Here is a 23,554-nt window from a genome sequence, read left to right on the forward strand (position 1 = left end):
TAATTACCTATCGTAAGGCGGAAAAGGAAGTAAAAACTTCACCTCCTGCCCGCCATAAATTCTGCCTGTTTACAACATGCAGCTGTAATGGTCGACGACTCCAAGAAGATGGTTGTCATCATCCACCACCAAAACGGAATGAACCTTGTACTTGTTCATTATACTCTGTATATCACTGATTTTCATTGAGGGAGGAACAACTTTAGGCTTACGCGTCATTATATCGGCAACGGTACGGTCAAAAAATTGCGCTTGCCATTTCTCCATAGCTCTACGAATATCTCCGTCAGTTATAAGTCCTACGATTTTGTCATCAACTTCAGCCACACCAAGTCCAAGTTTACCTTTGCTCACATGTATTATAGCCTCGCCAAGATGCATTGTTGGAGGAATGACCGGCATATCTTCGGTTCGCATTACGTCACGTGCCGTCGTCAACAAGCGTTTGCCAAGCTCACCTCCAGGATGGAACTGGGCAAAATCCCTCGGTTTGAAATCCCTCACTTCCATCAGGGCTATAGCTAAAGCATCACCCATGACAAGAGCCGCCGTTGTACTGCTCGTCGGGGCAAGGTTCAGCGGACATGCCTCCTTTGCCACCTGTACATTAATATGAACGGTACTATATTTTGCCAAAAGCGACGAAGGATTACCGCTCATACCTATTATTGGTATCTCCATATGCAAAACCATTGGAACAAACCGCAGCAGTTCATCCGTTTGCCCGGAATAGCTAATAGCCAATACCACGTCATCCTTTGTCATCACGCCTAAATCTCCGTGAAAGACATCAAGGGGATTGATAAAAAATGAAGGCGTACCAGTACTCGATAAAGTAGCAGCAATCTTAGCTCCTATATGCCCGCTTTTGCCTACACCGGTAACAATTACTTTACCACGACACTTGTACATTAAGCCTACTGCCTTGTCAAAGTTCTCGTCTAACTGTGGCAATAAGTCCAATACGGCCTGTGCCTCCTCTTTTATACAACGTCCGGCGTACTCGCGTACATGCTTCAACCTTTCTTCTGCTTCCATTCTCAAATACCAAGTTTTTTATTGTTATTCCTGCACATCTATGTTCGGCATAAGTCTGCAACCTTACGACCTTGTTAATTCATACATCCGTTATTTCACTACAACACGATTTTCTTGACTAACGACTCAAGATCATCCAAGCACAACATGTTTGGACCGTCACTCAAAGCATTATCAGGATCTGGATGCACCTCGAAAAAATATCCTGTAGCCCCAAAGGCTTTAGCTGCAAGCGCCATTGACGGTACAAAACGCCTATCTCCGGACGTTTTTCCTCCACCGGCTCCGGGACGCTGCACACTATGGGTACAGTCCATTATGACAGTAGGCACGATTTCAAGCATATCAGGAATGTTCCTGAAGTCTACTACCAGATTATTATATCCGTACATATTGCCCCTTTCAGTCAGCCACACATCCTTTGCTCCAGCCTCACGAGCCTTCTCAACGGGATAAACCATATCCCTACCGCTAAGAAACTGGGCCTTCTTGATATTTACCACTCGCCCCGTACGGGCTGCGGCAACAAGCAAATCTGTCTGCCGGCAAAGAAATGCAGGAATCTGTATTACATCTGACACTTCACCTGCAGGGCCTGCCTGCCAACTCTCATGAATATCTGTAAGAATGCGTAAACCATATTTATCCTTCACGTCCGCCAGCATTTGCAGCCCACGCTCCAATCCTGGGCCTCTAAACGAATGCAAGGAAGTACGGTTTGCCTTGTCGAACGAAGATTTGAATATGATATCAATGCCAAGCTCATTATTGAGTTTGACCAAGCGTTCCGCTACATTATTTAATAACTCTTGCGACTCTATAACGCAAGGGCCTGCAATGAAAACCGGTTTCATCTTAAAAGTTTTACTTTTTGAGTTGCAAAGTTATTGAAATTGTCCGATTATTCCAAATTTTTAACACATATTACCGGTGGAGAGCAAAAACATCATTAAATAATTTGGAAGTTTGGACGTTATTGATAACTTTGCACACGCAATCGACAATTAATTGTCATTTGTAAAAAGAAGTAATTGATTGTATAACAAAAAAAAGAGATTATGAAAAAGATTTACATGACTCTCGTTGCCGCAATGTTTGCGGTATGTGCAAGCGCACAGATTTATGTAGGTGGTAATGTTGGTATTTCAAGTGTCGACAGCGATTGGAGCGACGACAGTGAAACTTATTACAAGTTACTCCCTGAAGTTGGTTACAAGTTTAATGACGACTGGGCTGCCGGAGTAATGTTCGGATGGTCTAAAGGACAAGCTGAATTAAGCGGACTTTCAGATGCCGTACATACGTTCGAAATTAATCCTTATGCACGTTACACTTTCTTCCATAGCAAGGTTGTCAACCTGTTCTGTGACGGTGGCTTCGGATACAAACATTACAACGGCGCCGCAAACCAATGGTCTATCGGCTTGAAACCTGGCATTGAAGTAAAACTCAACAAATTCAGCTTGGTTGCACATGTTGGATTTCTCGGATGGGAGCAGGTTAAAGGCATAGACGACGGTCCCAAAGCAAGTGAATGGGGCGTAAACCTTGACGGCAACAACATCACGTTCGGTGTCTACTACAATTTTTAATGAATTGCATATTAACAAAAAAGGTGGGAACATTGATTGTTCCCACCTTTTCTATTTTTTATTTTCACATATTAATCTTCATATTCAGTAGGGTCATCTATCCCGGCTTCCTTCATAGCTTCTTTGCGCTCGACGCACGTTCCGCACTTGCCACAATGCTTGTCTCCACCCTTATAACAACTCCACGTCTCAGAATAATCAATACCTAAATCCTTGCCACGACGTGCAATATCTGCCTTTGTCAACTCTGTATAAGGCGCCAGCACCTCTATTCCGGGATAAGTGCCAGCCTTAGTAGCCTCGCTCATGGCCTTTACGAACATAGGGCTACAATCAGGATAAATAGCATGGTCACCACCATGATTAGCCATCATAACATATTTCAGCCCTTCACTCTCGGCAATTCCGGTCGCTATTGAAAGCATGATACCATTACGGAACGGAACAACCGTAGACCGCATATTGTCGTCAGCATAATGGCCTTCAGGAACTGCATCAGCACCATCAAGCAACGAACTTTTGAAATAATCATGCATGAAATCAAGCCTTATCAGCGCATGACGTATGCCAAGCCTGCGGCAATGTAACTTCGCATAACCTATTTCACGAGCATTGTGGTTGCTACCATAATCAAACGACACAGCCAAAGCTATACGCTCCTGCATCTCGTAAAGCAGCGTGGTACTATCCATTCCGCCACTTAATATTATAACACTGTCTTTCATCGAATGTCCATATTAACGCATGCAAAGATAGTACAAAAATCCGATTAACGAAAAACAAGTCACGCATTTTATATCTTCTCGATATCCACAAAGACCACTTAAAAACGAACCAAGCCTTAAAACGACAACGCATGGTGCCACCCACATTGCCAACTTGACATTACATTAACATTAAGCCCACGTCAAAAAACGTAAAAAATAAGGCGTAGGCTTCACTTTATCAGCTTAAATTGTTAACTTTGCAACACTAAAAAACAATAGTGTCAGTAATATATGAACAAAGGATATGGGCACCGACATTTAGCAAGTATCAACAATACCGACGTTTGCGCAACACTATTGTCCACACACCAACGGGCTATGGCCGAAAAGAATACTGAATGGCGGGAAGTCCACGATATGACAAACAGAGAAAAAGGAAACGACCAAACTTCAATAATTAAAAATTAAGGTAATTATGAAAATCGAACAATTCAACTTTGCCGGCAAAAAGGCAATCGTACGCGTTGACTTCAACGTTCCATTGGACGAGAACGGAAACGTAACCGATGACACCCGCATACGCGGCGCTCTCCCTACACTCAAAAGAATCCTTACAGACGGTGGAGCCGTCATCATGATGAGCCACATGGGCAAGCCAAAAGGCAAGGTTAATCCGAAACTTTCCTTGAGCCAAATCGTCAAGAACGTATCTGAACACCTTGGCGTAGACGTCAAGTTTGCTCCTGACTGCGCAAATGCAGACAAAGAAGCTGCTGACCTGAAGCCAGGCGAGGCTCTGCTGCTCGAGAATCTGCGCTTCTATCCAGAGGAAGAAGGCAAACCCGTAGGCATAGACAAGGCAGATCCCGCATACGACGAAGCTAAGAAGGAAATGAAAGAGCGCCAAAAGACATTTGCAAAGAAACTTGCTTCTTACGCTGACTGCTACGTAATGGACGCTTTCGGAACAGCTCACCGCAAACACGCCTCTACCGCTGTTATCGATGAATATTTCGATAAGGACAGCAAGATGTTAGGTTATCTCATGGAAAAAGAGGTACAGGCTGTCGACAATGTGCTCAGCAACATCAAACGTCCGTTCACAGCAATCATGGGAGGCTCGAAAGTATCTACAAAAATCGGTATCATCGAGAACCTGCTCGGCAAGGTTGACAACCTTATACTCTGCGGCGGTATGACATACACTTTCGCAAAAGCTCAAGGCGGAAACATCGGAAACTCTATCTGCGAGGACGACAAACTGGACGTGGCTCTTGACGTAATCAAAAAAGCCAAGGAGAACAACGTCAACCTCGTACTCGGTACAGACTGCATTGCAGCCGACGCATTCTCTAACGACGCAAATACGCAAGTATGCCCTTCTAACAATATTCCTGAGGGTTGGGAAGGCCTTGACGCTGGTCCCGAGACACGCAAGGCATTTGCAGAAGCTATAAAGGGCGCAAAGACTATTCTGTGGAACGGTCCTGCCGGCGTATTCGAGTTCGACAATTTCATAGGTGGCTCTAAGGCTATTGCCGACGCCATAGCTGAGGCAACAGCTAATGGGGCATTCTCACTCATCGGCGGAGGTGACTCTGTTGCCTGCATAAATAAATTCGGTATGGCAGACAAGGTTTCATACATCTCGACAGGTGGAGGTGCATTGCTCGAGGCTATTGAAGGTAAAGTACTTCCAGGTGTCGCAGCTATCGAAGCTTAATTAATTTGACACGGATAAATAAAAAAGCGGACGGGCTATAAAGGCTCGTCCGCTTTTTTATTTATCAATGCACATGGCAAGCACGCAAACGGCAACAAATCAACATGCAAAAGAGCACAAACAAGACGACAAATGCAGGCAAACAACAAGACAAACGACCGTATATCTGAAAATACACAATCAGCACATAACACGCCTTTGATTATTATATTTCACAAAACTATATATTTCCCTGAAAATAAATAAATTACAGATATAATTACATATAATTTTTTCTTTTTCAAGCAAAGTCTACCCATAATTATTACTTAACAAATCACGGAGTACACATCTTGCAACCACAGCCCCCGGCTCTCCCATAACATAATGAGTCTACTGCTAACGTTTACAAAAGGCAAGGCGGAGTTTGAAACTTTTATTTCAAACTCCGCCTTGCCTTTTGCGGCACCCAACTATTAATATCCGTAAGAAATATATAATCATGCAAACGTCATAACACAGGCTTAAACAGCGTTAATGACGGCAATCAGAATGGTAAGTCATCCTCGCTTCCACCCTCCGACTGTGGAGGGAACGGAGCAGTGTCAGCCACAGGTCCTTGTTGCCCTGCCGGTGCCTCCATCTGCGATACGGGCTGTGCGAACGGAGCTGCCGGAGCCACTGGTTGCTGAGCCATAGACGGGTCTATGCGTTCAACCTTCCATGCACGCACACTATTAAACCATCTGCCCTGATACTCGTGGGCATCAATATCGAAACTAACACGCAACTCCTCGCCTACCTGTATATTAAACAGTTGGATTTTATCTGAACCGAACACGTTAAAGCAACACTTACGCGGATACTGTTCGTGAGTCTCTATGACATAATCCTGCGTTTTCCATGCCGTGCCCGTTCTTGCCGACACCCCCTCGCGCGGAGGCAGCACAGCTATGATTTTCCCTTCTATTTCCATAATAAGATGAATTGTTTGTTTTTTTGTTTTTGATTGCGAAATTAGTAAAATACTTGCGAATAAAGAAATTTTTGCAGATTTTTTTTGTTCCGCAACGCTCTTTTTAGTATTTTTGTGTCCGACTTTGTAAGCCGCCGTACGACAAATACCCATGGCGGCTAATCCTTACAAGAAACCTATATAATACACATATACAATGAGACTGACCATATCTAGCACGGCCTTGGCTAGCCGCTTGTCGGCGCTGTCAAAGGTCTTCAACAGCAAAAACTCCATGCCTATACTCGATTGTTATCTGTTCGAGGTTGCAGGGGACACACTTACGATTACAGCATCTGACAGCGAGAATGTAATGACTACCAGCATGCAGCTTGATGCTGCTGACGGTAATGGGACATTTGCCGTAAATAACCGCACTATATCCGACGCAGTAAAGGAGTTGCCGGAACAGCCGCTTACACTTGACGTTGACATGGCAACATACGCCATAAAGGTAATCTACATGAACGGTATGTATAATTTTACCGGACAGGCAGGCGATGACTTTCCAAGGCCCCAACAGCCACTTGATGGAGCTGCGACAGTAATAATCGAAGGTAAAACACTGGCTGGAGACATATCACATTCATTATTCGCAACAGCCAACGAGGAGTTGCGCCCTGTAATGAACGGCATTTATTTTGACCTTACGCCAGATGCATTGGCAATCGTTGCCAGTGATGGCCACAAATTGGTGCGTACACTCAATAAAAGCATTAAAACCGAGACGCCGACATCATTCATCCTGCCCAAAAAGCCAGCAACTCTACTCAAGGGCATACTTCCTAAAAATGACGAAGAAGTGATAATTCGCTTCGACGGACGCAATGCCGGCATATCATTCAGTGGCGGCACTCTGACATGCAGGCTTATTGAAGGACGTTATCCGAACTACAACTCCGTAATACCGCAGAACAACCCTAACAGTCTTACTATTGACAGACTCACGCTGTTAGGCGTAATAAGGCGCGTCCTACCTTTTGCAAGCGACAGCAGCCAACAGGTACGCCTGCACATAGAACCAGGCAAAGCCGTAATATCATCGGAGGATATTGACTTTTACACAAGCGCAAAAGAGGAAATAGCATGCGACTATGACGGTAATCCAATGGACATAGGATTCAAGGGAACATCGCTTACCGAGATACTATCAAACCTCGACTGTGAAGAAGTAGTACTGCAATTGGCCGACCCAAGTCGCCCTTGCCTAATAGTACCTACTCAACAACCCGAAAACGAGGATGTACTAATGCTGATCATGCCAATGCTGCTAAATGATTGAGAAGGCTGGCACAGACTATAAGTCATGAAGGGAGCTTACATATGCTCTTCAGAAACAATACTGCAACCATTTATTTACTGGAATGCAGGCTTGCAACAATGACTAAAGTCTGTAAACATCCCAAGGAAGGGATAAACGCCATGCCGCTCAACGTAAATAAATACAGATAAAAAAATGAAACTCAACCTGACTAAGCCCCTGATTGTCTTCGACCTCGAGACAACGGGGCTTGACCTTGTAAAGGATAAGATAATACAAATTTCATATATAAAAGTGCATCCTGACGGCAAAGAAGAACGTAACAATATGTACATAAACCCAGGACGCCACATTCCGGATGATGTCGCCGCACTTACGGGCATAACAGACGATGACGTAAAAGATGCTCCAACGTTTAAGGAAGTAGCACCAAAACTTGAAGAGAAGTTCAAGGGCTGCGACTTTGCAGGTTTCAACTCAAATCATTTCGACGTTCCAATGCTCGCGGAAGAATTCCTGCGTGCGGGGATAGACTTCGATTTTTCAAAGTGCAGACTTATTGACGCACAAACAATATTCCACAAAATGGAACGCCGTAACCTCGCTGCCGCATACAAATTCTATTGCGGCCGCAAGATGGAAGACGACTTTACCGCACACAAGGCCGACGAGGACACAGAAGCAACATACCGCGTACTGCAAGGAGAACTTGACATGTATGCACCAGGAAAGCAGGATGAGCCGGAACGCCAGTTGAACAATAACATGGACGAATTGGCTGAATTCTCAAAACTAAACAACAATGTAGATTTTGCCGGACGTATCATATGGAAAGAAATGAAGGATAAGGATGGCAATACTTTAACTGACGCTAATGGTAATCCACGTTTGTATGAAGTCTTTAACTTCGGCAAATACAAAGGATGGGGAGTAGCTGACGTGTTACATCGTGACCCCGGATATTACAGCTGGATGCTTGCCAGTGATTTTACTTATAATACTAAACAAGTGCTTACGAGAATACGGCTAAGGGAATTCAATAAGAACTGAGAATTACCCAGCAGCCTACAAACAATAATTATACAATACAATGTTGAAAGGCAAGAAAATAGTACTTGGAATAACCGGTAGCATTGCCGCCTACAAAGCGTGCCTTATAATACGCGGACTAATAAAACAAGGCGCTGAAGTACAAACGGTAATAACACAGGCAGGAAAGGAATTCATAACTCCAATAACACTGTCAGCACTGACTCATAAACCAGTTATAAGTGAATTTTTCTCACAGCGTGACGGGACATGGAATTCGCACGTTGACATAGGGCTATGGGCTGATGCCATGATCATAGCTCCATGCACCGCAAGCACTATTGGAAAGATGGCTAATGGGATTGCCGACAACATGCTGATTACTACTTATCTTTCAATGAAGGCTCCTGTATTCATCGCTCCTGCGATGGATCTTGACATGTATGCCCATCCCTCAACGCAACGCAACCTCGAAAAACTCCGCTCATATGGAAATATCATTATAGAACCACAAAGTGGTTTCCTTGCCAGTGGACTTGAAGGGAAAGGACGAATGGAAGAGCCCGATAACATTATCAATGTTCTTGACAGATTTTTTTACGAAAAGAAACACGAGCTTAATAATCGTCGGATAATGATTACTGCCGGACCGACTTACGAAAAAATTGACCCCGTAAGGTTTATTGGAAACTACTCTAGCGGCAAAATGGGTTTTGCATTAGCTGAAGAATGTGCCAGGAGAGGAGCTGAGGTCACGCTTATAAGCGGCCCTGTAAGCCTTCCAACTCCTGACGGAGTACGTCGTGTGGACGTTGAAAGCTGTAATGGTATGTATAACGCAGCATTGGCTGAGTTCAACCAATGTGATGCGGCCATTCTCTGTGCCGCCGTTGCGGACTTCAAGCCTGAATACGTAGCTGAAAATAAAATTAAGCGTGGAAAGGACAATTTATCAATACGTCTCAGCCCCACCAACGATATAGCAGAGGAGCTTGGAAAACGTAAGCGGAATGAACAGTTCCTGATTGGTTTCGCACTTGAAACAGACAATGAAGAAGCCAATGCTAAAGATAAACTTAAGCGGAAACATTGCGACCTCATCATTCTTAACTCAACACGTAACAAAGGTACAACTTTCAGGGCAGACGATAACCAAGTAGAGATTATATCCGAGACAAACGTCAAGAAATACGGGAAAAAGAACAAGCACGAAGTGGCGTGTGACATAATAGATGAAATAACGGCCCTGTTTAGACAATCTGAAAAATTATGACACAGATGACAAGGATTATCATCATAATAATGTTATTCCTGGCCATTGCGGATAATACAATTAAATCGCAGGAACTGCTGGCCAAGGTTACTATAAACCATAACCAGATACAGGGAACTGACGCAAGCGTATTCGACAACCTACAGCAAACGCTTGAACAATTCATTAACGACAGGCAATGGACAACACTCCAATTTCAGAAAAACGAACGCATTGTTTGCAACTTCAACATCACCGTAACAAAATACGACCAATCATCAAATGCTTTTACGTGCACAGCCTTAATACAAGCCAACCGCCCCGTTTACAATGCCGCATACACAACAACGCTTTACAATAATCAGGATGCAGACTTCAATTTTGAATTCGCACAGTTCGACCAATTGAATTTCAACGAGGAAATGGTGGACAATCAGCTTACTGCCCTCATCGCATATTATGCATACCTCATTATTGGACTTGATCTCGATACATTTTCACCATTAGGTGGTGAAGATATTTTGCAACGTTGTCTAAACTTGGCGAACAATGCACAAAACTTGAACTTCACCGGATGGAAAGCATTTGAGAACGACCGTAACAGATTTGCCATAATCAATGACTATATGGATGGAGCGATGCAACCGTTCAGACAATTCCAATATGATTACTACCGCACCGGACTTGACGAAATGGCAAACAACGCCGAACGTGGACGAACAAACATTTCAACGGCCATAGAAACAAACCTGAAAAAAGCACATGAGGACAAACCATTAAGCATGCTTCCGCAAATATGGACAGACTACAAAAAAGACGAGCTGGCCAATATTTATAAAGGTAAAGGCACGCAAAAAGAAAAAGAGGCTGTATATGAAGTACTTTTTTCAATTAACGCCTCGCAAAGCAATTACTGGGACAAAATCAAGGATTGACCTCATATATACACAAGAAATAAAAAATGCTGAAACAACTATACATCAACAATTTCACGCTGATCGATATCCTCGATATCCCCTTTAATCCTGGCTTCTCGGTAATTACAGGAGAAACAGGAGCCGGAAAGAGTATAATCCTCGGTGCGATAAATCTGCTGTTAGGTCAAAGAGCTGATGCAAAATACATAAAGCAGACATCTAAAAAATGCATTATAGAAGCGCATTTTGACATAAGCAATTATGGAATGGAACCATTCTTTGAAGAGAACGGCATTGACTATGATGCTGCCGACTGTATACTGCGTCGTGAAATAAGCCCGGCAGGAAAAAGCAGGGCTTTCATCAACGACACTCCTGTACAACTAACATTGATGCGGACATTAGGTGAACAGCTAATCGACATACACAGCCAACACCAAAACTTGCTGCTCAATGAAGAAGACTTCCAGTTAAACGTTGTCGACATTATAGCCGACGACAAGGCATTATTAATGCAATACAAAAAAAAGTTTTCCGATTATAAAGAAATATCCAAAGAAATAAGACGGCTACGTGAGGAAATAGAAGCAAACAAAAAGAATGAGGATTTCATCCGGTTTCAACTAAACGAACTTGAAGAGGCCAACCTACACGAAGACATGCAGGAATCGCTTGAGCAAGAGAGCGCTATGCTAAGCCATGTTGAGGACATCAAGACGGCCCTGTTTGAAGTTGAAAACCTGTTGGGTACAGGGCATGACGGCAACGGCACAACCGACAGAGTAAAAGACGCTGTGCGTTCACTTGAGAACATAACTGATATATATCCGGAAACCAAAGAATTGGCCGAGCGTATGGAGAGCTGCTATATCGAACTTAAAGATATATTGCAGGAAGTAAGCTCACATGCAGCAAACATCGAGTTCGACCCTCAAAGACTGGAAAGCATAAATGCACAACTTGACAGAATCTATACATTAGAACAAAAGCACAACGTAACAACTGTTGGCGAACTGCTTGAGATAAAGAACACCTTGGCTGCAAAACTCGACAGGATTGACAACAGCGACGAGGAAATGGCCAGGATGGTGAAACGTGGACAAGAACTGGGTGATGAATGCGAACGCCTGGCTGAGCAATTAACAACAGTACGTACTGAAGCTGCCAAGAAAATAGAGAACGAGATGCCAGAAAGACTGGTTCCGCTTGGTATAACCAAGGTACGGTTTGCCGTCAACATAGACAAAAAGAATATCTGCGACGACGGACACGATAGAGTTTCTTTCCTGTTCAGCGCAAATACAAATACCCCTATGCAGCCAGTGGCACAAGTAGCTTCCGGCGGCGAAATAGCACGAGTAATGCTGTCAATCAAGGCCATGATAAGTGGAGCCGTAAAACTTCCGACCATTATTTTCGATGAAATTGATACCGGAGTAAGCGGAAAGATTGCAGAGAAAATGGGAGATATAATGGTCGAGATGGCACACAATAAGCGTCAGGTTATCAGCATAACTCACTTGCCCCAAATCGCATCAAAAGGTACCACGCACTACAAAGTGTATAAAGAAGAAGGTCCAGATGGAACAATCAGCCGCATGCGCATGCTATCGTCAAACGAAAGAATTGAGGAAATCGCACAAATGCTCAGCGGCTCTGAAGTAACAGAGGCTGCAATAAGCAATGCAAAAGAATTACTAAAAATATCATAAACATAAATTAAGATGAAACACATAATCACATTAATCGTAATTATAATAACCGGCTGTACACAATGCATAGCCCAACCGTCTGCCGTAAAAAACGCTGCAAAATCAGTATTCAAGCTCACTACATATAAAGCAGACGGAACGGTGTTGGCTGAAGGCAATGGCATATTTACAAGCCCAGACGGAATATGCGTGAGTTCACTGACGCCATTTCTCGATGCTGCACGTGCTACGATAACGGACGCTAAGGGGCATACAACAGAAGTAACACGTATTATTGGAACCGATGAACTTTATGACATGATAAAGTTCAAGGTTGAAGGCATTAAGTCCACTCCTCTGGAAATTGCCGCAAAGCCATTAAAGAGTGGCGACAAGGCATGGCTGGTAACTTATGGAGACAATAAAGCCCAGCCTGTAGGCACCACGGTGAAAAGCGTGGAGACATTCATGGACAAATATTCTTATTACATCTTTACAATGCAGGCTCCGGAAAAATCTGAGGCTTGTCCGTTCATAAACGAACAAGGACAAGTCATAGGATTAATGCAACCCGCAACAACATCTTCAGACATCCATGCCGTAGACGTCAATTACGCCATGTCACTTAAAACGACCGGATTTGCCCTGAACGACCCGAACTTAAGAAGAATAGGCATTGCACCCGCATTACCTACAGACAAGGAGCAGGCACTACTCGTACTGATTATGTCCGAGCAAAACGCCGACTCCATAAAACACAACGCCATCGTCAACGATTTCATCAAACAGTATCCGACACTCATCGACGGCTATACGGCAAAAGCACGTATGCAAGTCAATGCCGACAACTTCAGCGGAGCTGACGCCACTATGGATGAAGCATTGAAAAATGTCGAAAAGAAAGACGAGGCACACTCTGGATATGGCAAAATAATATACGACAAGCTGACATTCAAGGCTGATAAACAATATGAACCGTGGACGCTTGACAAGGCTGCGGAAGAAACGCAAAAGGCATATTCATTGAATCCACAGCCAACATACCGTCACCAATTAGCGCAAATTACATACGCTAAAGGTGACTACCAAAAGGCGTATGACGAATTCACTGCCTTGCTCAACTCCTCAATGAATGTGCCCGAACTTTATTATGAAGCAGCCCAATGCAAGACCATGCTCCAAGCGCCGCAACAAGAGATAATAGCCCTTCTTGACAGCGCCATAAACAAGACCGACACATTAAGATTGCGTGAAGCAGCGCCGTATTTCCTAGCAAGGGCGGAAGCATATAACGCCGTCGACAGTTTCAGGCAGGCCGTGTTCGACTACACCCGCTATGAAATACTGATGGGAGGGCGCATGAGTCCACAGTTTTATTACATACGCAGTCAAACAGAAACAAAGGCAAGACTGTACCAACAGGCTCTCGGAGACTTAGCGGCCGCAATACTGCTTGACCCCAAAGAACCTACTTATTACGCAGAAATGGCCTCGCTTCAATTAAAGGTAAACCTGATTGACGAAGCAATAAAAACTGCTACACGCTGTACCGAACTTGCACCGGAATACTCTGACGGATTCCTGATACTGGGCCTTGCACAGATAGGCAAAGGAGACAAAACAGCCGGACTGCCAAATCTTGAAAAAGCCAAGGAGTTAGGAAATCCGCAAGCACAACCGCTGATTGACAAATACTCAAAATAAGAATAAATACCATTCAGCGCTTAATTTATGAGCGACAGCCGTCGCAATGGCAGCCACTCATTATATTAACAAAATCAACGCATTTTCAAAAAGGCCATCTTTCGTAATACGAAAGATGGCCTTTTAAGCTGCAAAAGACCTCCTTTTACATGGCAATACATGGCTTCCCGGAAAATCTCTACATAGCAGCCAATTAATAACAGTACATCCACGCTTTATATTACGAGGACATCATATATTCTCGTCATCGTGCAGATGAGGCAACGAAATATGCATACGCACGGCAGCCAGGCGGACTATTACCACAACTGAAAATCCAACGATAGCCGTAATCTCCACATTCAAGCCGCAGAGCAGGCATAAATAATATGCCACACCGCCGAGAATGCATGCCATTGCGTAAATCTCTTTCCTGAATATCAGCGGAACCTCATTTATAAGAACATCACGTATCACGCCTCCGGCAGCTCCAGTGATACACCCCATTATTATCGCCACCCAAAAAGGAAAACCAGCGTATAATGTCTTCTGAAGACCGGCAACCGTGAAAAGCGCAAGTCCAAGTGTATCAAACAAGAACCATGTATTCGTAAAACGGACTATCAGGCGCTTGAAAACAATAACCGTCAGCAAAGCTACGGCGGTACATATCAAATAAATGGAATTGGTCATCCAAAAAGGGGTAACACCCAACATTACGTCACGGATGGTGCCTCCACCTATAGCTGTAGCCAATCCTACCACGTATCCGCCGAACCAATCAAAATTTTTCGATGCAGCCCAACGAATACCCGATATGGCGAATGCAAAGGTTCCGAGAAATTCTATTACTAACTGAACAGTATTCATCTCACTGCATTGGATTTATGACATTCACGGGAGAGCCATCCGCAAAAGCCTTCAGATTTGCCACAGCAATCGATACAAGACGTTTACGTGCCGATGTACTTGCCCATGCTATGTGCGGAGTGATATAAGCATTCGGGGCTGTAAACAAAGGATTGTCTGCACGTGGAGGCTCTTCAACCATGACATCGGCTCCATACCCACCGAGCTGTCCGCTCTCAAGAGCTTCGGCTACTGCATTCTCATCGACAAGCGGACCACGTCCTGTATTAATTAGCAAAGCACCACGTTTCATGTACGAAATGGTCTCGCGGTTAATCATATTATACGTCTTCTCCGTCAAAGGGCAGTGTAAAGTCAGTATATCGCTTATACCCAACAAGCCCGTAAAAGTTGCTTTCTGTATTCCAGGAGGCAGGCTTGCCGAATTACGGCTTGTATACGCAAACACATCCATGCCTAAGGCAGCCGCCACTTTTGCAACTTTTGAACCTATATTGCCTAACCCTACTACACCCAATGTTCGCCCGGCAAGTTCGTTTACCGGTTCATCCCAATAGCAGAAGTCTTCCGCACGGCTCCATCTTCCATTTCTGTTCTGCTCCGCATAGTAAGCTACTTGGTTCGTAAGATTAAGGATATGGGCAAGGGTCATCTGCACAACACTGTCCGTACTATATGCAGGCACATTAGTCACCGTTATTCCTCTGTTCGACGCAGCCTTTACGTCAACTACATTATAACCAGTTGCCAATACCCCGATATACTTCAGTTTGGGCAAACTTGCCATAACCCGCTCATCTATAATGACTTTGTTCGTGAATAACGCATCGGCATCTGCGGCCCGCTCCGTAACCTCATCAGCAGCGGTACGGTCATAAACCTTCAGTTCTCCTAAATCTTTAAGTGTATCCCATGACAAATCTCCGGGATTTACGCTATATCCATCTAAAATAACAATCTTCATGTCTTAATTATATCAGCTTAAATTCAGTCATAATATCCAAACATCAAAAAGACGGAACTGTTCAAGAAATGCTAAACCCAGCAACAAAAAAGCTATTATTCAGCATACCGCTCTCCCCAACATCTCAACATTCTCTGGTACATTTTTTCCTCACTTGGTGAATGTTGGGCATGCCACAAACGCTCGTTCCGTAAACTGTCAGGCATATACTGCTGCACGACAAAATTACCAGGATAATCATGCGCATATTTATATCCATCATGATACCCCAGTTCTGCCATAAGCTTTGTCGGCGCATTACGAAGATGTAATGGCACAGGCTGGTTGCCAGTCCGTTTTACCAGCGACAAAGCCTCGTCTATACCGTTATAGGCAGAATTACTCTTCGCGCTTGCAGCTAAATAAACCGTAGCCTCAGCCAATGGGATTCGTCCCTCTGGCCATCCTATCTTATTTACTGCGTCAAAAGCGGCGTTGGCAAGCAACAATGCGTTTGGATTAGCAAGTCCTATATCTTCGGCAGCACTGATCACAAGCCTGCGTGCTATGAACTTCGGGTCCTCTCCTCCTTCAATCATACGGGCCAACCAGTATAATGCAGCATCAGGATCTGAACCACGTATGCTCTTTATAAACGCCGAAATTATATCATAGTGCATCTCGCCGTCCTTATCATAAGCCAGTGGGTTTTGCTGCAAACACTGCTCTACAAGTTCGTCTGTTATCTCAATGGCAGAACCTTTGGCAGCTCCCACGACAAGTTCAAGGATGTTTAACAACTTACGCGCGTCGCCACCGCTATAACGAAGTATTGCCCCTGTTTCCTTTAGCTGTATGCCAAGATTCCTCAATTCCGTATCCTGCGTTATGGCTCTATCGAGCAATTCAAGCAAATCATCCTTGTCCAATGATTTCAATACATACAATTGACAGCGTGAGAGCAAAGGCCTTATCACCTCAAATGAAGGGTTTTCTGTCGTGGCACCGATAAGCGTAACAACTCCCTGTTCCACCGCTGCAAGCAATGAATCTTGCTGACTCTTGCTGAAACGATGAATCTCGTCTATAAAAAGAATAGGCGCGTTGCTGTTGAAAAAACCAGAATGTTTAGCTTTATCTATAACCTCGCGTACCTCTTTCACTCCGCTTGACACAGCACTCAACGTATAAAACGGAACTTTCAACTGATTGGCTATAATAAGCGCAAGCGTGGTCTTGCCTACGCCGGGCGGCCCCCACAATATGAACGATACAATCCTGCCGCTCTCAATCATGTTGCGCAGAACAGCGTTTTTACCCACGAGATGCTTCTGACCTATATACTCGTCAAGCGTCTTGGGCCTTAATCTTTCAGCCAGAGGTTTTGCCATAATAGTATTGCAAAATTAAGAAATATATCGCATTAAGCAAAAAATATCACCCAAAAACTTGCTGTTCACGGATAATGTATTACTTTTGCAATACCCTTACAAACCTGAAACCGCATAACGTGAGAATAACCATACTTCAAACCGACATCAAATGGGCCTGCCCGGAAGGCAACATGATGGAAGCTGAAGCCCTTATCGGCAATGCACCGACATCGGACGTTTACGTATTGCCTGAAATGTGGGCCACAGGTTTTGTTGCCAAGACACCGGAGACTGCTTATGACGAAGCATCATTAGAATGGATGAAGACAATGGCCGGCAAACTTGACGCAGCCTTATGCGGCAGCTTAGTGGCAAAGGAGATTGACGGTTCTTATCGTAACAGGCTATATTTCGTCCTGCCTGACGGAGGGTTTTATTATTACGACAAACATCACCTTTTCACTTACGGTAGAGAAAACGAGCACTACACTCAAGGCAACAAAAGGGTAATAGCAAAATACAAGAATGTTAGATTCATGCTCCAGACATGCTATGACCTGCGTTTTCCTGTGTGGGTACGCAATAACGCTGACTATGATGCGATAATCTTTACCGCCAACTGGCCACAAAGCAGACAGAACGTATGGCAAATATTATTGCGCGCCAGGGCAATAGAGAACCAATGCTACGTAATCGGTGCCAACCGCACAGGTAACGATCCGCAATGTACCTACATAGGAAATAGCGCGATAATCGACGCAAAAGGGGCAACGCTGGCGCAAGCGAAAGGACATGTTGCCCAAGCTGTTACTGCGGAAATAGACATCAGACAACTGGAACTGTTCAGACTGAAATTTCCGGTTCTTAACGACAGAGACTTAATAAGAAATAATTAACACGAATAACAAACAATTCATTCGAAATATGAAAAGTATTGATAAGAAAGCACTTACGTTAAAAACCTTGAACAAGAGCAACATCTGGGACGTTCAAGAGAATGACATTTTCAGGATGCTTGAGAGCGGTGAGAAAGACGCCGACATGAAAGAGAACCTTCGACATTACATAGACATCATCAAAAGCGCGTTCGAGTTTGAAGAAGTAAAAACCGACCGCCCTGAAGTGATAAAGAAATATGAAGCTCGCGGATTCAAGGTAGGCGACATGCATACGGGCGACAGTCAAGACACAAAAATAGCAGTCAAGAAACGTCCAATAATGCGGGTCACAGACCTGACATACGAGAATATCCGCCATATCACGGCTGAAAAGCTCATGGAGGTTATTGACCGTAATTTCGGCGGCGGATGGGATTCTTTGTCGCAAAGCATACAAGACATCATACAGAGTGGCTTTGACATTAGTACAACAACCCTCCCCAAGGACCGCCTGCACAAACCTGGCGGCATGTATGAAAAGAAGGTTGCCGACGGATTCTCAGTGCTGGAGATACCCAAAGGGGCATGGGTCGAGGCTATATTTGCCAAACTTAAGCCCGAGACGGAAAAGCCAAGACTTAAATTCGGCCAGGATGATTCCAATAAGTACAATGATGATGACGAGAACGAGGACGAGGACCTGCCGGAAATCGACGATAAGTATGATGATTCTGACGACGATGACGAATTCGATGAGGACAAGCTAACAGAAGAAAGCTATCGTACCACAATCGAGGAAAATCCTGAAGACTTGGAGTTGGCTGCAGACGACGTGACCGACGACGATGATTATTGATAACTACGATTAACCACAATCAAGACAACGATTAACGGCCGTTTGCGTTACAGTAAACGGCCGTTTGCATTACAAAAGATGTATCATGTAAGCGTCAAAATTAATGGTTGACGCCATAACCGAACAGAGCAAAGTCACCTTTCAACGGGTCGTCAGGGAATATCAACGCAAGACGTGCCGTGAGCTTACGCGCCGCCGACATCGAAGCGGTCTTGCTTTCCAACAATCCAAGCCGGCATGCCTCTTGCAAGACATGCGTATCCATTGGTATGACAAGTGTGCGCTTGTCAATGAAACCGCTCCACAAACCGAGGTCGACAGGCGAACCATCCCGTACCATCCAACGCAAAAACATGCATACGCGCTTGCAGGCCGAAGTCGTGTTTTTAGGTATGATTGTCTCAATTCCTTTGCTCGAGAAATAATCTGTTATAGCCTTCACCGCTGACAGTCCGTCAGCAGCATTACCCTTTACATAATTTCCAATGCTTCCATACTCATTCAGCATTTGCCTAAGAGCCACGAACAAACCATACATCGTATGTTTGGTGTAGAGGCGGTAGAAGCATTCAGCGTCGTCATCGGGTATATCCTGCCCGAACCGCCCATCTGTAATCCACCCGTATACATCGCCACCGGCCATATCGATAATCGACTGTATTTTAGGCATGAACTGTTTTCTGCTGCCATAGCTCAGGCATGAAGCTATAAAGGCAGTAACCTCCTGATTGCCCTCCCCGCTTACCTGGTGCATGAACCAACTTGGGTCTTCAGGCAAAAAATCTGCCGTCTCATATTGCTCGGCGTATTTCCGCAAAAGATTTTCAACGCTATCCATTCCAAAAAATATTTACCTCGTACCACCAACATAGTGATACAACATACTTAAGAAAACGGGCAGACAAGCACGTTCTTGGCGTAAACTTGTCTACCCGTCATTGTCATTATAACAAATTTTATTTAGTAAATCCCATATTACAGGATTGTCTTGACTGCCTCAAGCATACCCTTCTCCTGGATAAGATCGAGGTCTTTCTTAACAAGAGCGTTCAGGCCCGGGATATTATTAAGGTCTTCACCCCAAATCTGCGTTGCAGAGAGAACGCCGTCAGTTACTTTCTGTGTATCACCGGTAGCCCAAAGATTCTTCAGCAAGTCCATGATTTCCTGTGAGTCGTTCGGAACAATCTCCGTGCCGTCATCACGCTTGCCGCCCTTGTAGTAGGTAATGATAGCGGCCAAGCCGAATACAAGTCCCTGCGGCAGCTCGCCCTTACGCTCAAGATATGTCTTGACGCCTGGAAGGTCACGAGTCTGGTATTTCGGGAACGAGTTAAGCATAATGCTGGTAACCTGGTGGTCGACAAACGGGTTCATGAAACGCTCAAGCACGTCGCTCGCAAACTTCTGGAGCTCATCCTTCGGAAGGTTGAGGGTCTCCATAAGCTCCTCGAACTGTACTTTGTGTATGTACTTGCCGACAACGGGATCCTTGCACGCATCACGTACGATATTGATTCCGCTGAGGAACGCAACAGGGCTGAGCACTGTATGAGGACCATTGAGCAATGTCACCTTACGCTCATGGTAAGGCTCCTCTGACGGTACGAAGAGGACGTGCAGTCCGGCCTTGTCTGCGGGGAACTCCTCTGCGATTTCCTTCGGAGCCTCGATTACCCACAGGTGGAATATCTCGGCCTGTACAACGAGGTTATCCTCGTAGCATATCTTCTGCTGGATGTCCTTGATCTCCTTGCGGGGGAATCCGGGAACGATACGGTCTACCAATGTAGCGTAAACGCCGCAGCAGTCAGTAAACCACTTCTTGAAGTCATCGCCGAGGTTCCACAGCTCGATGTACTTATAGATGCAGTCCTTAAGAACGTGACCGTTCAGGAATATAAGCTCGCAAGGGAATATGATAAGACCCTTTGTAGGATCGCCGTTGAACGTCTGGTAGCGGCGGTACAGCAGCTGAACCAGCTTGCCGGGATATGAGCTTGCCGGCGCATCGTCGAGCTTACAAGTCGGGTCGAAAGCGATACCTGCCTCCGTCGTGTTAGAGATAACGAAACGTATCTCCGGCTGGTCTGCCAATGCCATGAACGCCTGGTTCTGTGAATAGGGGTTGAGGGCGCGGCTTACTACGTCGATACGTGTAAGGCTGTTGACGGGCTTACCGTCCTCGAGTCCCTGCAGATTGACATGGTAGAGACAGTCCTGGCCGTTGAGCCAGTCTATCATTCCGTTTGCCAGCGGCTGGACTATTACAACAGAGCCGTTGAAGTCTGTCTTCTGGTTCATGTTATAGATAATCCAATCAACAAACGCACGAAGGAAATTGCCCTCGCCGAACTGGATAACTTTCTCGGGCATTACGCTTTTAGGCGCCGTCCTCTTGTTTAATGCTTGTAATTTTTTCATGATTTGATTTACTAAACTCGTTTTTATTAATTATGGTGCAAAAGTACTATTTTATTTATTACGCTGTTCTCCTTGAATGGGTGAAATACACGTAAAGGTTTGCGTATCCCGGCATTACATGGCAAAGGCATTGAAGCCTCCGTCGACAACGGCTACTGTGCCGGTAACGAACTTCGCCGCGTCTGACATAAGGTAATGTATCGTACCGCAAAGCTCCTCGGGGTCGCCCATGCGTCCGAACGGCGTCTGGCGTATCACGTCGTTGCCGCGCTGGGTGTAGCTGCCGTCGGGGTTGGTCAGCAGCGCACGGTTCTGCTCCGTGATGAAGAATCCCGGGGCTATGGCGTTGACACGTATGCCCTCGCCGAACTTCTTGGCGCACTCGGCTGCCATGAACTCCGTGAAGTTGCTTATGCCGGCCTTGGCCGCAGCATAACCGCACACACGGGTCATCGGGCGGAACGCCGCCATCGACGAGAAGTTAATTATCGAACCCTTGCCCTGCTCCACCATAGGCTTGAGGAACACCTGAGTAGGTATCACCGTGCCCGTAAGGTTGAGGTTGAGCACCTTCTGGAACTCTTCTACCTTCAGGTCAAAGAACGTCTGGTCAGGAGATATAACGGCGCCCGCCATGTTGCCGCCGGCGGCGTTGAGCAGTGTGTCCACACGGCCGTACTTGGCCATGATGTCGTCACAGTTCTTCTGCACCGTGGCATAGTCCATGACGTCCGTCTTCATGAACTCAGCCTGTCCGCCGTCGTTCACTATGTCAGCCACAATCTCCCTGCCGACATCCTCCTTACGGCCAAGGATTATAACCTTCGCCCCATTCAGGGCCAAATATTTCGCTATGGTACGGCCAAGCACACCCGTGCCGCCAGTTATCACTACAACGTAGTCCTTGATGTTAAATAAGTCGTTCATTGTTGTTATTATTTTTTAGTAGTTAAAGAAGTTAAAAGTATAGTAGTTAAAGGAGTTATCACTCGCTACGCTCGTTAGGAGTTAAAGCAATATGCCTTGAAAATTAAGAATTAAGAGTTAAGAATTAAGAAAATATGCCTTCTCACTTTCTCACCCTCTCACCTTCTCACCTTTCAAAACCCCTCTCACCTTCTCACCTTTCCAAGCCCCTTTCACTTTTTCACCTTTAATTCGTCGTCCACCACTGCCAGTATGCCCTGCACCTGTCCCATGGCGAACATGCGGCCGAGGAACGTGTAGCCGGCGTTGTAGCCGCGGGTCTCGTCGCCCAGCATGTTCGGGCCGTGGTCAACACGCATCGGCAGGTCGGGATTCACCCTTTCGAAGATACGCGCCAGCTCTACCAGATCGGCACGGCCGCCAAGGTGTGACGCCTCGGTGAAGTCGCCGTTGTCGAACACCTTGCACGAGCGCATGTGCACGAACCACGTACGGTCGGCATACTTGCGGGCAAGCTCAACCACGTTGTTATGCGCTCCGGCCGACAACGAGCCAGCGCAAAACGTCAGACCGTTGTGCGGGTCGTCGACGGCGTTGAGGAACCACGCGATGTCCTCGTCGCACGTCACTATGCGCGGCAAGCCGAGTATCGGGAATGGAGGATCGTCCGGATGTACACACATGTACATGCCGTACTCGTTGCATACGGGCATTATCGCCGAGAGGAAGTAGCGCATGTTCTCGCGCAGCTGCTCCTTCGTTATACCCTTATACAAGTCGAGCAGCTGACGGAACAGCTCTACGGGGTGCTCGTCGTCCTCGGTAATATTGCCGTTGACGAAGCCCTGCGTCTTTACGATGATGTTCTCCACCAGCTTGTGGTTGTCCTCAGCCGTCATCACCGTCTTCAGCCGCTCCACCTCTGCCATCACCTCGGGAGCGTAATCCTTCTCCGCCCCCTCGCGCTTCAGTATGCAGCAGTCGAAATAAGCAAACTGCGCATGGCTGAAATACAAGTTGCTCGTGCCGTCGGGGTTAGGATGGGCAAGATCCGTACGCGCCCAGTCGAGCACCGGCATGAAGTTGTAGCACACCGTGTGCACGCCCTCAAGCCCCAGATTCTTCAAGCTCTCCTTGTAGTTCTCTATCAGCTGGTCACGGTCAGGCCCGCCGTACTTTATGCTCTCGCATACGGGCAAGCTCTCCACCACCGACCAGCGCATGCCGTAGCCCTCGATATACTCTCTGAGGTCACGTATCTTCTCGCGCGTCCACACCTCGCCGTTAGGCACGTCGTGAAGGGCCGTCACTATGCCCTCAACGCCTATCTGCTTGAGCATGGACAGCGTAATCTTGTCGTTCTTGCCGAACCATCTCCATGTCTTTTCCATAGTTA

At 45.7% G+C, this 23,554-nt stretch carries 21 protein-coding genes; 10 read left to right on the top strand and 11 right to left on the bottom strand.

Going from position 1 to position 23,554, the window contains the following annotated elements; genetic code table 11:
* Nucleotides 1-69: 69 nt before the first annotated feature.
* Entirely contained in the window at nt 70-1,038 is a 969-nt protein-coding gene (locus tag H6A34_RS02025) for a KpsF/GutQ family sugar-phosphate isomerase (RefSeq protein ID WP_205103138.1), read from the bottom strand.
* A gap of 98 nt (nt 1,039-1,136) precedes the next feature.
* Nucleotides 1,137-1,892: a 3-deoxy-8-phosphooctulonate synthase gene (kdsA, locus tag H6A34_RS02030; protein WP_021948324.1), complete on the bottom strand. Its 756-nt coding sequence runs from the start codon at nt 1,890-1,892 to the stop codon at nt 1,137-1,139.
* 204 nt (nt 1,893-2,096) lie between these two features.
* Here kdsA and H6A34_RS02035 point away from each other — a divergent pair, with 204 nt between their 5' ends.
* Nucleotides 2,097-2,630, top strand: coding sequence for an outer membrane beta-barrel protein (locus H6A34_RS02035; RefSeq protein WP_205103139.1), 534 nt, complete (start codon nt 2,097-2,099; stop codon nt 2,628-2,630).
* Nucleotides 2,631-2,701: 71 nt separating this feature from the next.
* Here the strand turns inward: H6A34_RS02035 and queC are convergent, their stop codons facing one another.
* Nucleotides 2,702-3,355, bottom strand: coding sequence for a 7-cyano-7-deazaguanine synthase QueC (gene queC, locus H6A34_RS02040; protein WP_021948327.1), 654 nt, complete (start codon nt 3,353-3,355; stop codon nt 2,702-2,704).
* Nucleotides 3,356-3,812: 457 nt separating this feature from the next.
* Between queC and H6A34_RS02045 the strand changes: the two genes are divergently transcribed.
* Nucleotides 3,813-5,060, top strand: a complete 1,248-nt coding sequence (locus tag H6A34_RS02045) for a phosphoglycerate kinase (protein WP_021948329.1) — start codon at nt 3,813-3,815, stop codon at nt 5,058-5,060.
* Between the two features lie 526 nt (nt 5,061-5,586).
* On the opposite strand, the gene H6A34_RS02050 is transcribed toward H6A34_RS02045, so the two are convergent.
* Complete coding sequence (locus H6A34_RS02050) at nt 5,587-6,015, bottom strand: DUF3127 domain-containing protein (protein ID WP_205103140.1); 429 nt, start codon at nt 6,013-6,015, stop codon at nt 5,587-5,589.
* 196 nt (nt 6,016-6,211) lie between these two features.
* Here H6A34_RS02050 and dnaN point away from each other — a divergent pair, with 196 nt between their 5' ends.
* The 6 genes from dnaN to H6A34_RS02080 all read left to right on the top strand — a co-directional run bounded on the left by dnaN (nt 6,212) and on the right by H6A34_RS02080 (nt 13,908).
* Nucleotides 6,212-7,336, top strand: a complete 1,125-nt coding sequence (gene dnaN / locus H6A34_RS02055) for a DNA polymerase III subunit beta (RefSeq protein ID WP_205103142.1) — start codon at nt 6,212-6,214, stop codon at nt 7,334-7,336.
* A gap of 174 nt (nt 7,337-7,510) precedes the next feature.
* Nucleotides 7,511-8,365: a 3'-5' exonuclease gene (locus tag H6A34_RS02060; RefSeq protein ID WP_021948332.1), complete on the top strand. Its 855-nt coding sequence runs from the start codon at nt 7,511-7,513 to the stop codon at nt 8,363-8,365.
* A 40-nt stretch (nt 8,366-8,405) separates the two neighbouring features.
* Nucleotides 8,406-9,617 (top strand): bifunctional phosphopantothenoylcysteine decarboxylase/phosphopantothenate--cysteine ligase CoaBC, encoded by a 1,212-nt coding sequence (gene coaBC, locus H6A34_RS02065; RefSeq protein ID WP_205103143.1) that lies wholly within the window; start codon nt 8,406-8,408, stop codon nt 9,615-9,617.
* A gap of 5 nt (nt 9,618-9,622) precedes the next feature.
* Nucleotides 9,623-10,531, top strand: a complete 909-nt coding sequence (gene porD, locus H6A34_RS02070; RefSeq protein WP_239480724.1) for a type IX secretion system protein PorD — start codon at nt 9,623-9,625, stop codon at nt 10,529-10,531.
* A gap of 26 nt (nt 10,532-10,557) precedes the next feature.
* Nucleotides 10,558-12,225: a DNA repair protein RecN gene (gene recN, locus H6A34_RS02075; protein WP_205103144.1), complete on the top strand. Its 1,668-nt coding sequence runs from the start codon at nt 10,558-10,560 to the stop codon at nt 12,223-12,225.
* A 12-nt stretch (nt 12,226-12,237) separates the two neighbouring features.
* The gene (locus H6A34_RS02080) at nt 12,238-13,908 is read left to right on the top strand and encodes a tetratricopeptide repeat protein (RefSeq protein WP_021948336.1); all 1,671 of its coding nucleotides are present in this window, start codon (nt 12,238-12,240) and stop codon (nt 13,906-13,908) included.
* 231 nt (nt 13,909-14,139) lie between these two features.
* On the opposite strand, the gene H6A34_RS02085 is transcribed toward H6A34_RS02080, so the two are convergent.
* The 3 genes from H6A34_RS02085 to H6A34_RS02095 all read right to left on the bottom strand — a co-directional run bounded on the left by H6A34_RS02085 (nt 14,140) and on the right by H6A34_RS02095 (nt 17,091).
* Entirely contained in the window at nt 14,140-14,757 is a 618-nt protein-coding gene (locus H6A34_RS02085; RefSeq protein WP_205103146.1) for a trimeric intracellular cation channel family protein, read from the bottom strand.
* Nucleotide 14,758: 1 nt separating this feature from the next.
* Entirely contained in the window at nt 14,759-15,721 is a 963-nt protein-coding gene (locus H6A34_RS02090; RefSeq protein ID WP_205103147.1) for a D-2-hydroxyacid dehydrogenase, read from the bottom strand.
* A gap of 95 nt (nt 15,722-15,816) precedes the next feature.
* Nucleotides 15,817-17,091, bottom strand: coding sequence for a replication-associated recombination protein A (locus tag H6A34_RS02095; RefSeq protein ID WP_205103149.1), 1,275 nt, complete (start codon nt 17,089-17,091; stop codon nt 15,817-15,819).
* Between the two features lie 119 nt (nt 17,092-17,210).
* Between H6A34_RS02095 and H6A34_RS02100 the strand changes: the two genes are divergently transcribed.
* Both H6A34_RS02100 and H6A34_RS02105 read left to right on the top strand, forming a co-directional pair.
* Nucleotides 17,211-17,969 carry a nitrilase-related carbon-nitrogen hydrolase gene (locus H6A34_RS02100; RefSeq protein ID WP_205103150.1) on the top strand — a complete coding sequence of 253 codons (759 nt, stop codon included), beginning with the start codon at nt 17,211-17,213 and terminating at the stop codon, nt 17,967-17,969.
* Between the two features lie 28 nt (nt 17,970-17,997).
* On the top strand, nt 17,998-18,807 hold the full coding sequence (locus H6A34_RS02105; RefSeq protein ID WP_021948341.1) for a hypothetical protein: 810 nt from the start codon (nt 17,998-18,000) through the stop codon (nt 18,805-18,807).
* A 100-nt stretch (nt 18,808-18,907) separates the two neighbouring features.
* Here H6A34_RS02105 and H6A34_RS02110 read toward each other — a convergent pair whose 3' ends face one another.
* The 4 genes from H6A34_RS02110 to uxuA form a co-directional block, all read right to left on the bottom strand.
* Nucleotides 18,908-19,645: a TIGR02757 family protein gene (locus H6A34_RS02110; RefSeq protein WP_205103152.1), complete on the bottom strand. Its 738-nt coding sequence runs from the start codon at nt 19,643-19,645 to the stop codon at nt 18,908-18,910.
* 137 nt (nt 19,646-19,782) lie between these two features.
* Nucleotides 19,783-21,231, bottom strand: coding sequence for a tagaturonate reductase (locus H6A34_RS02115; protein WP_205103154.1), 1,449 nt, complete (start codon nt 21,229-21,231; stop codon nt 19,783-19,785).
* Nucleotides 21,232-21,345: 114 nt separating this feature from the next.
* Nucleotides 21,346-22,158 (bottom strand): SDR family oxidoreductase, encoded by an 813-nt coding sequence (locus H6A34_RS02120; protein ID WP_021948344.1) that lies wholly within the window; start codon nt 22,156-22,158, stop codon nt 21,346-21,348.
* Nucleotides 22,159-22,370: 212 nt separating this feature from the next.
* Nucleotides 22,371-23,549 (bottom strand): mannonate dehydratase, encoded by a 1,179-nt coding sequence (uxuA, locus tag H6A34_RS02125; RefSeq protein ID WP_205103156.1) that lies wholly within the window; start codon nt 23,547-23,549, stop codon nt 22,371-22,373.
* Nucleotides 23,550-23,554: the final 5 nt, after the last annotated feature.

The organism is Marseilla massiliensis (genome assembly GCF_016899855.1).
Classification (GTDB): domain Bacteria; phylum Bacteroidota; class Bacteroidia; order Bacteroidales; family Bacteroidaceae; genus Prevotella.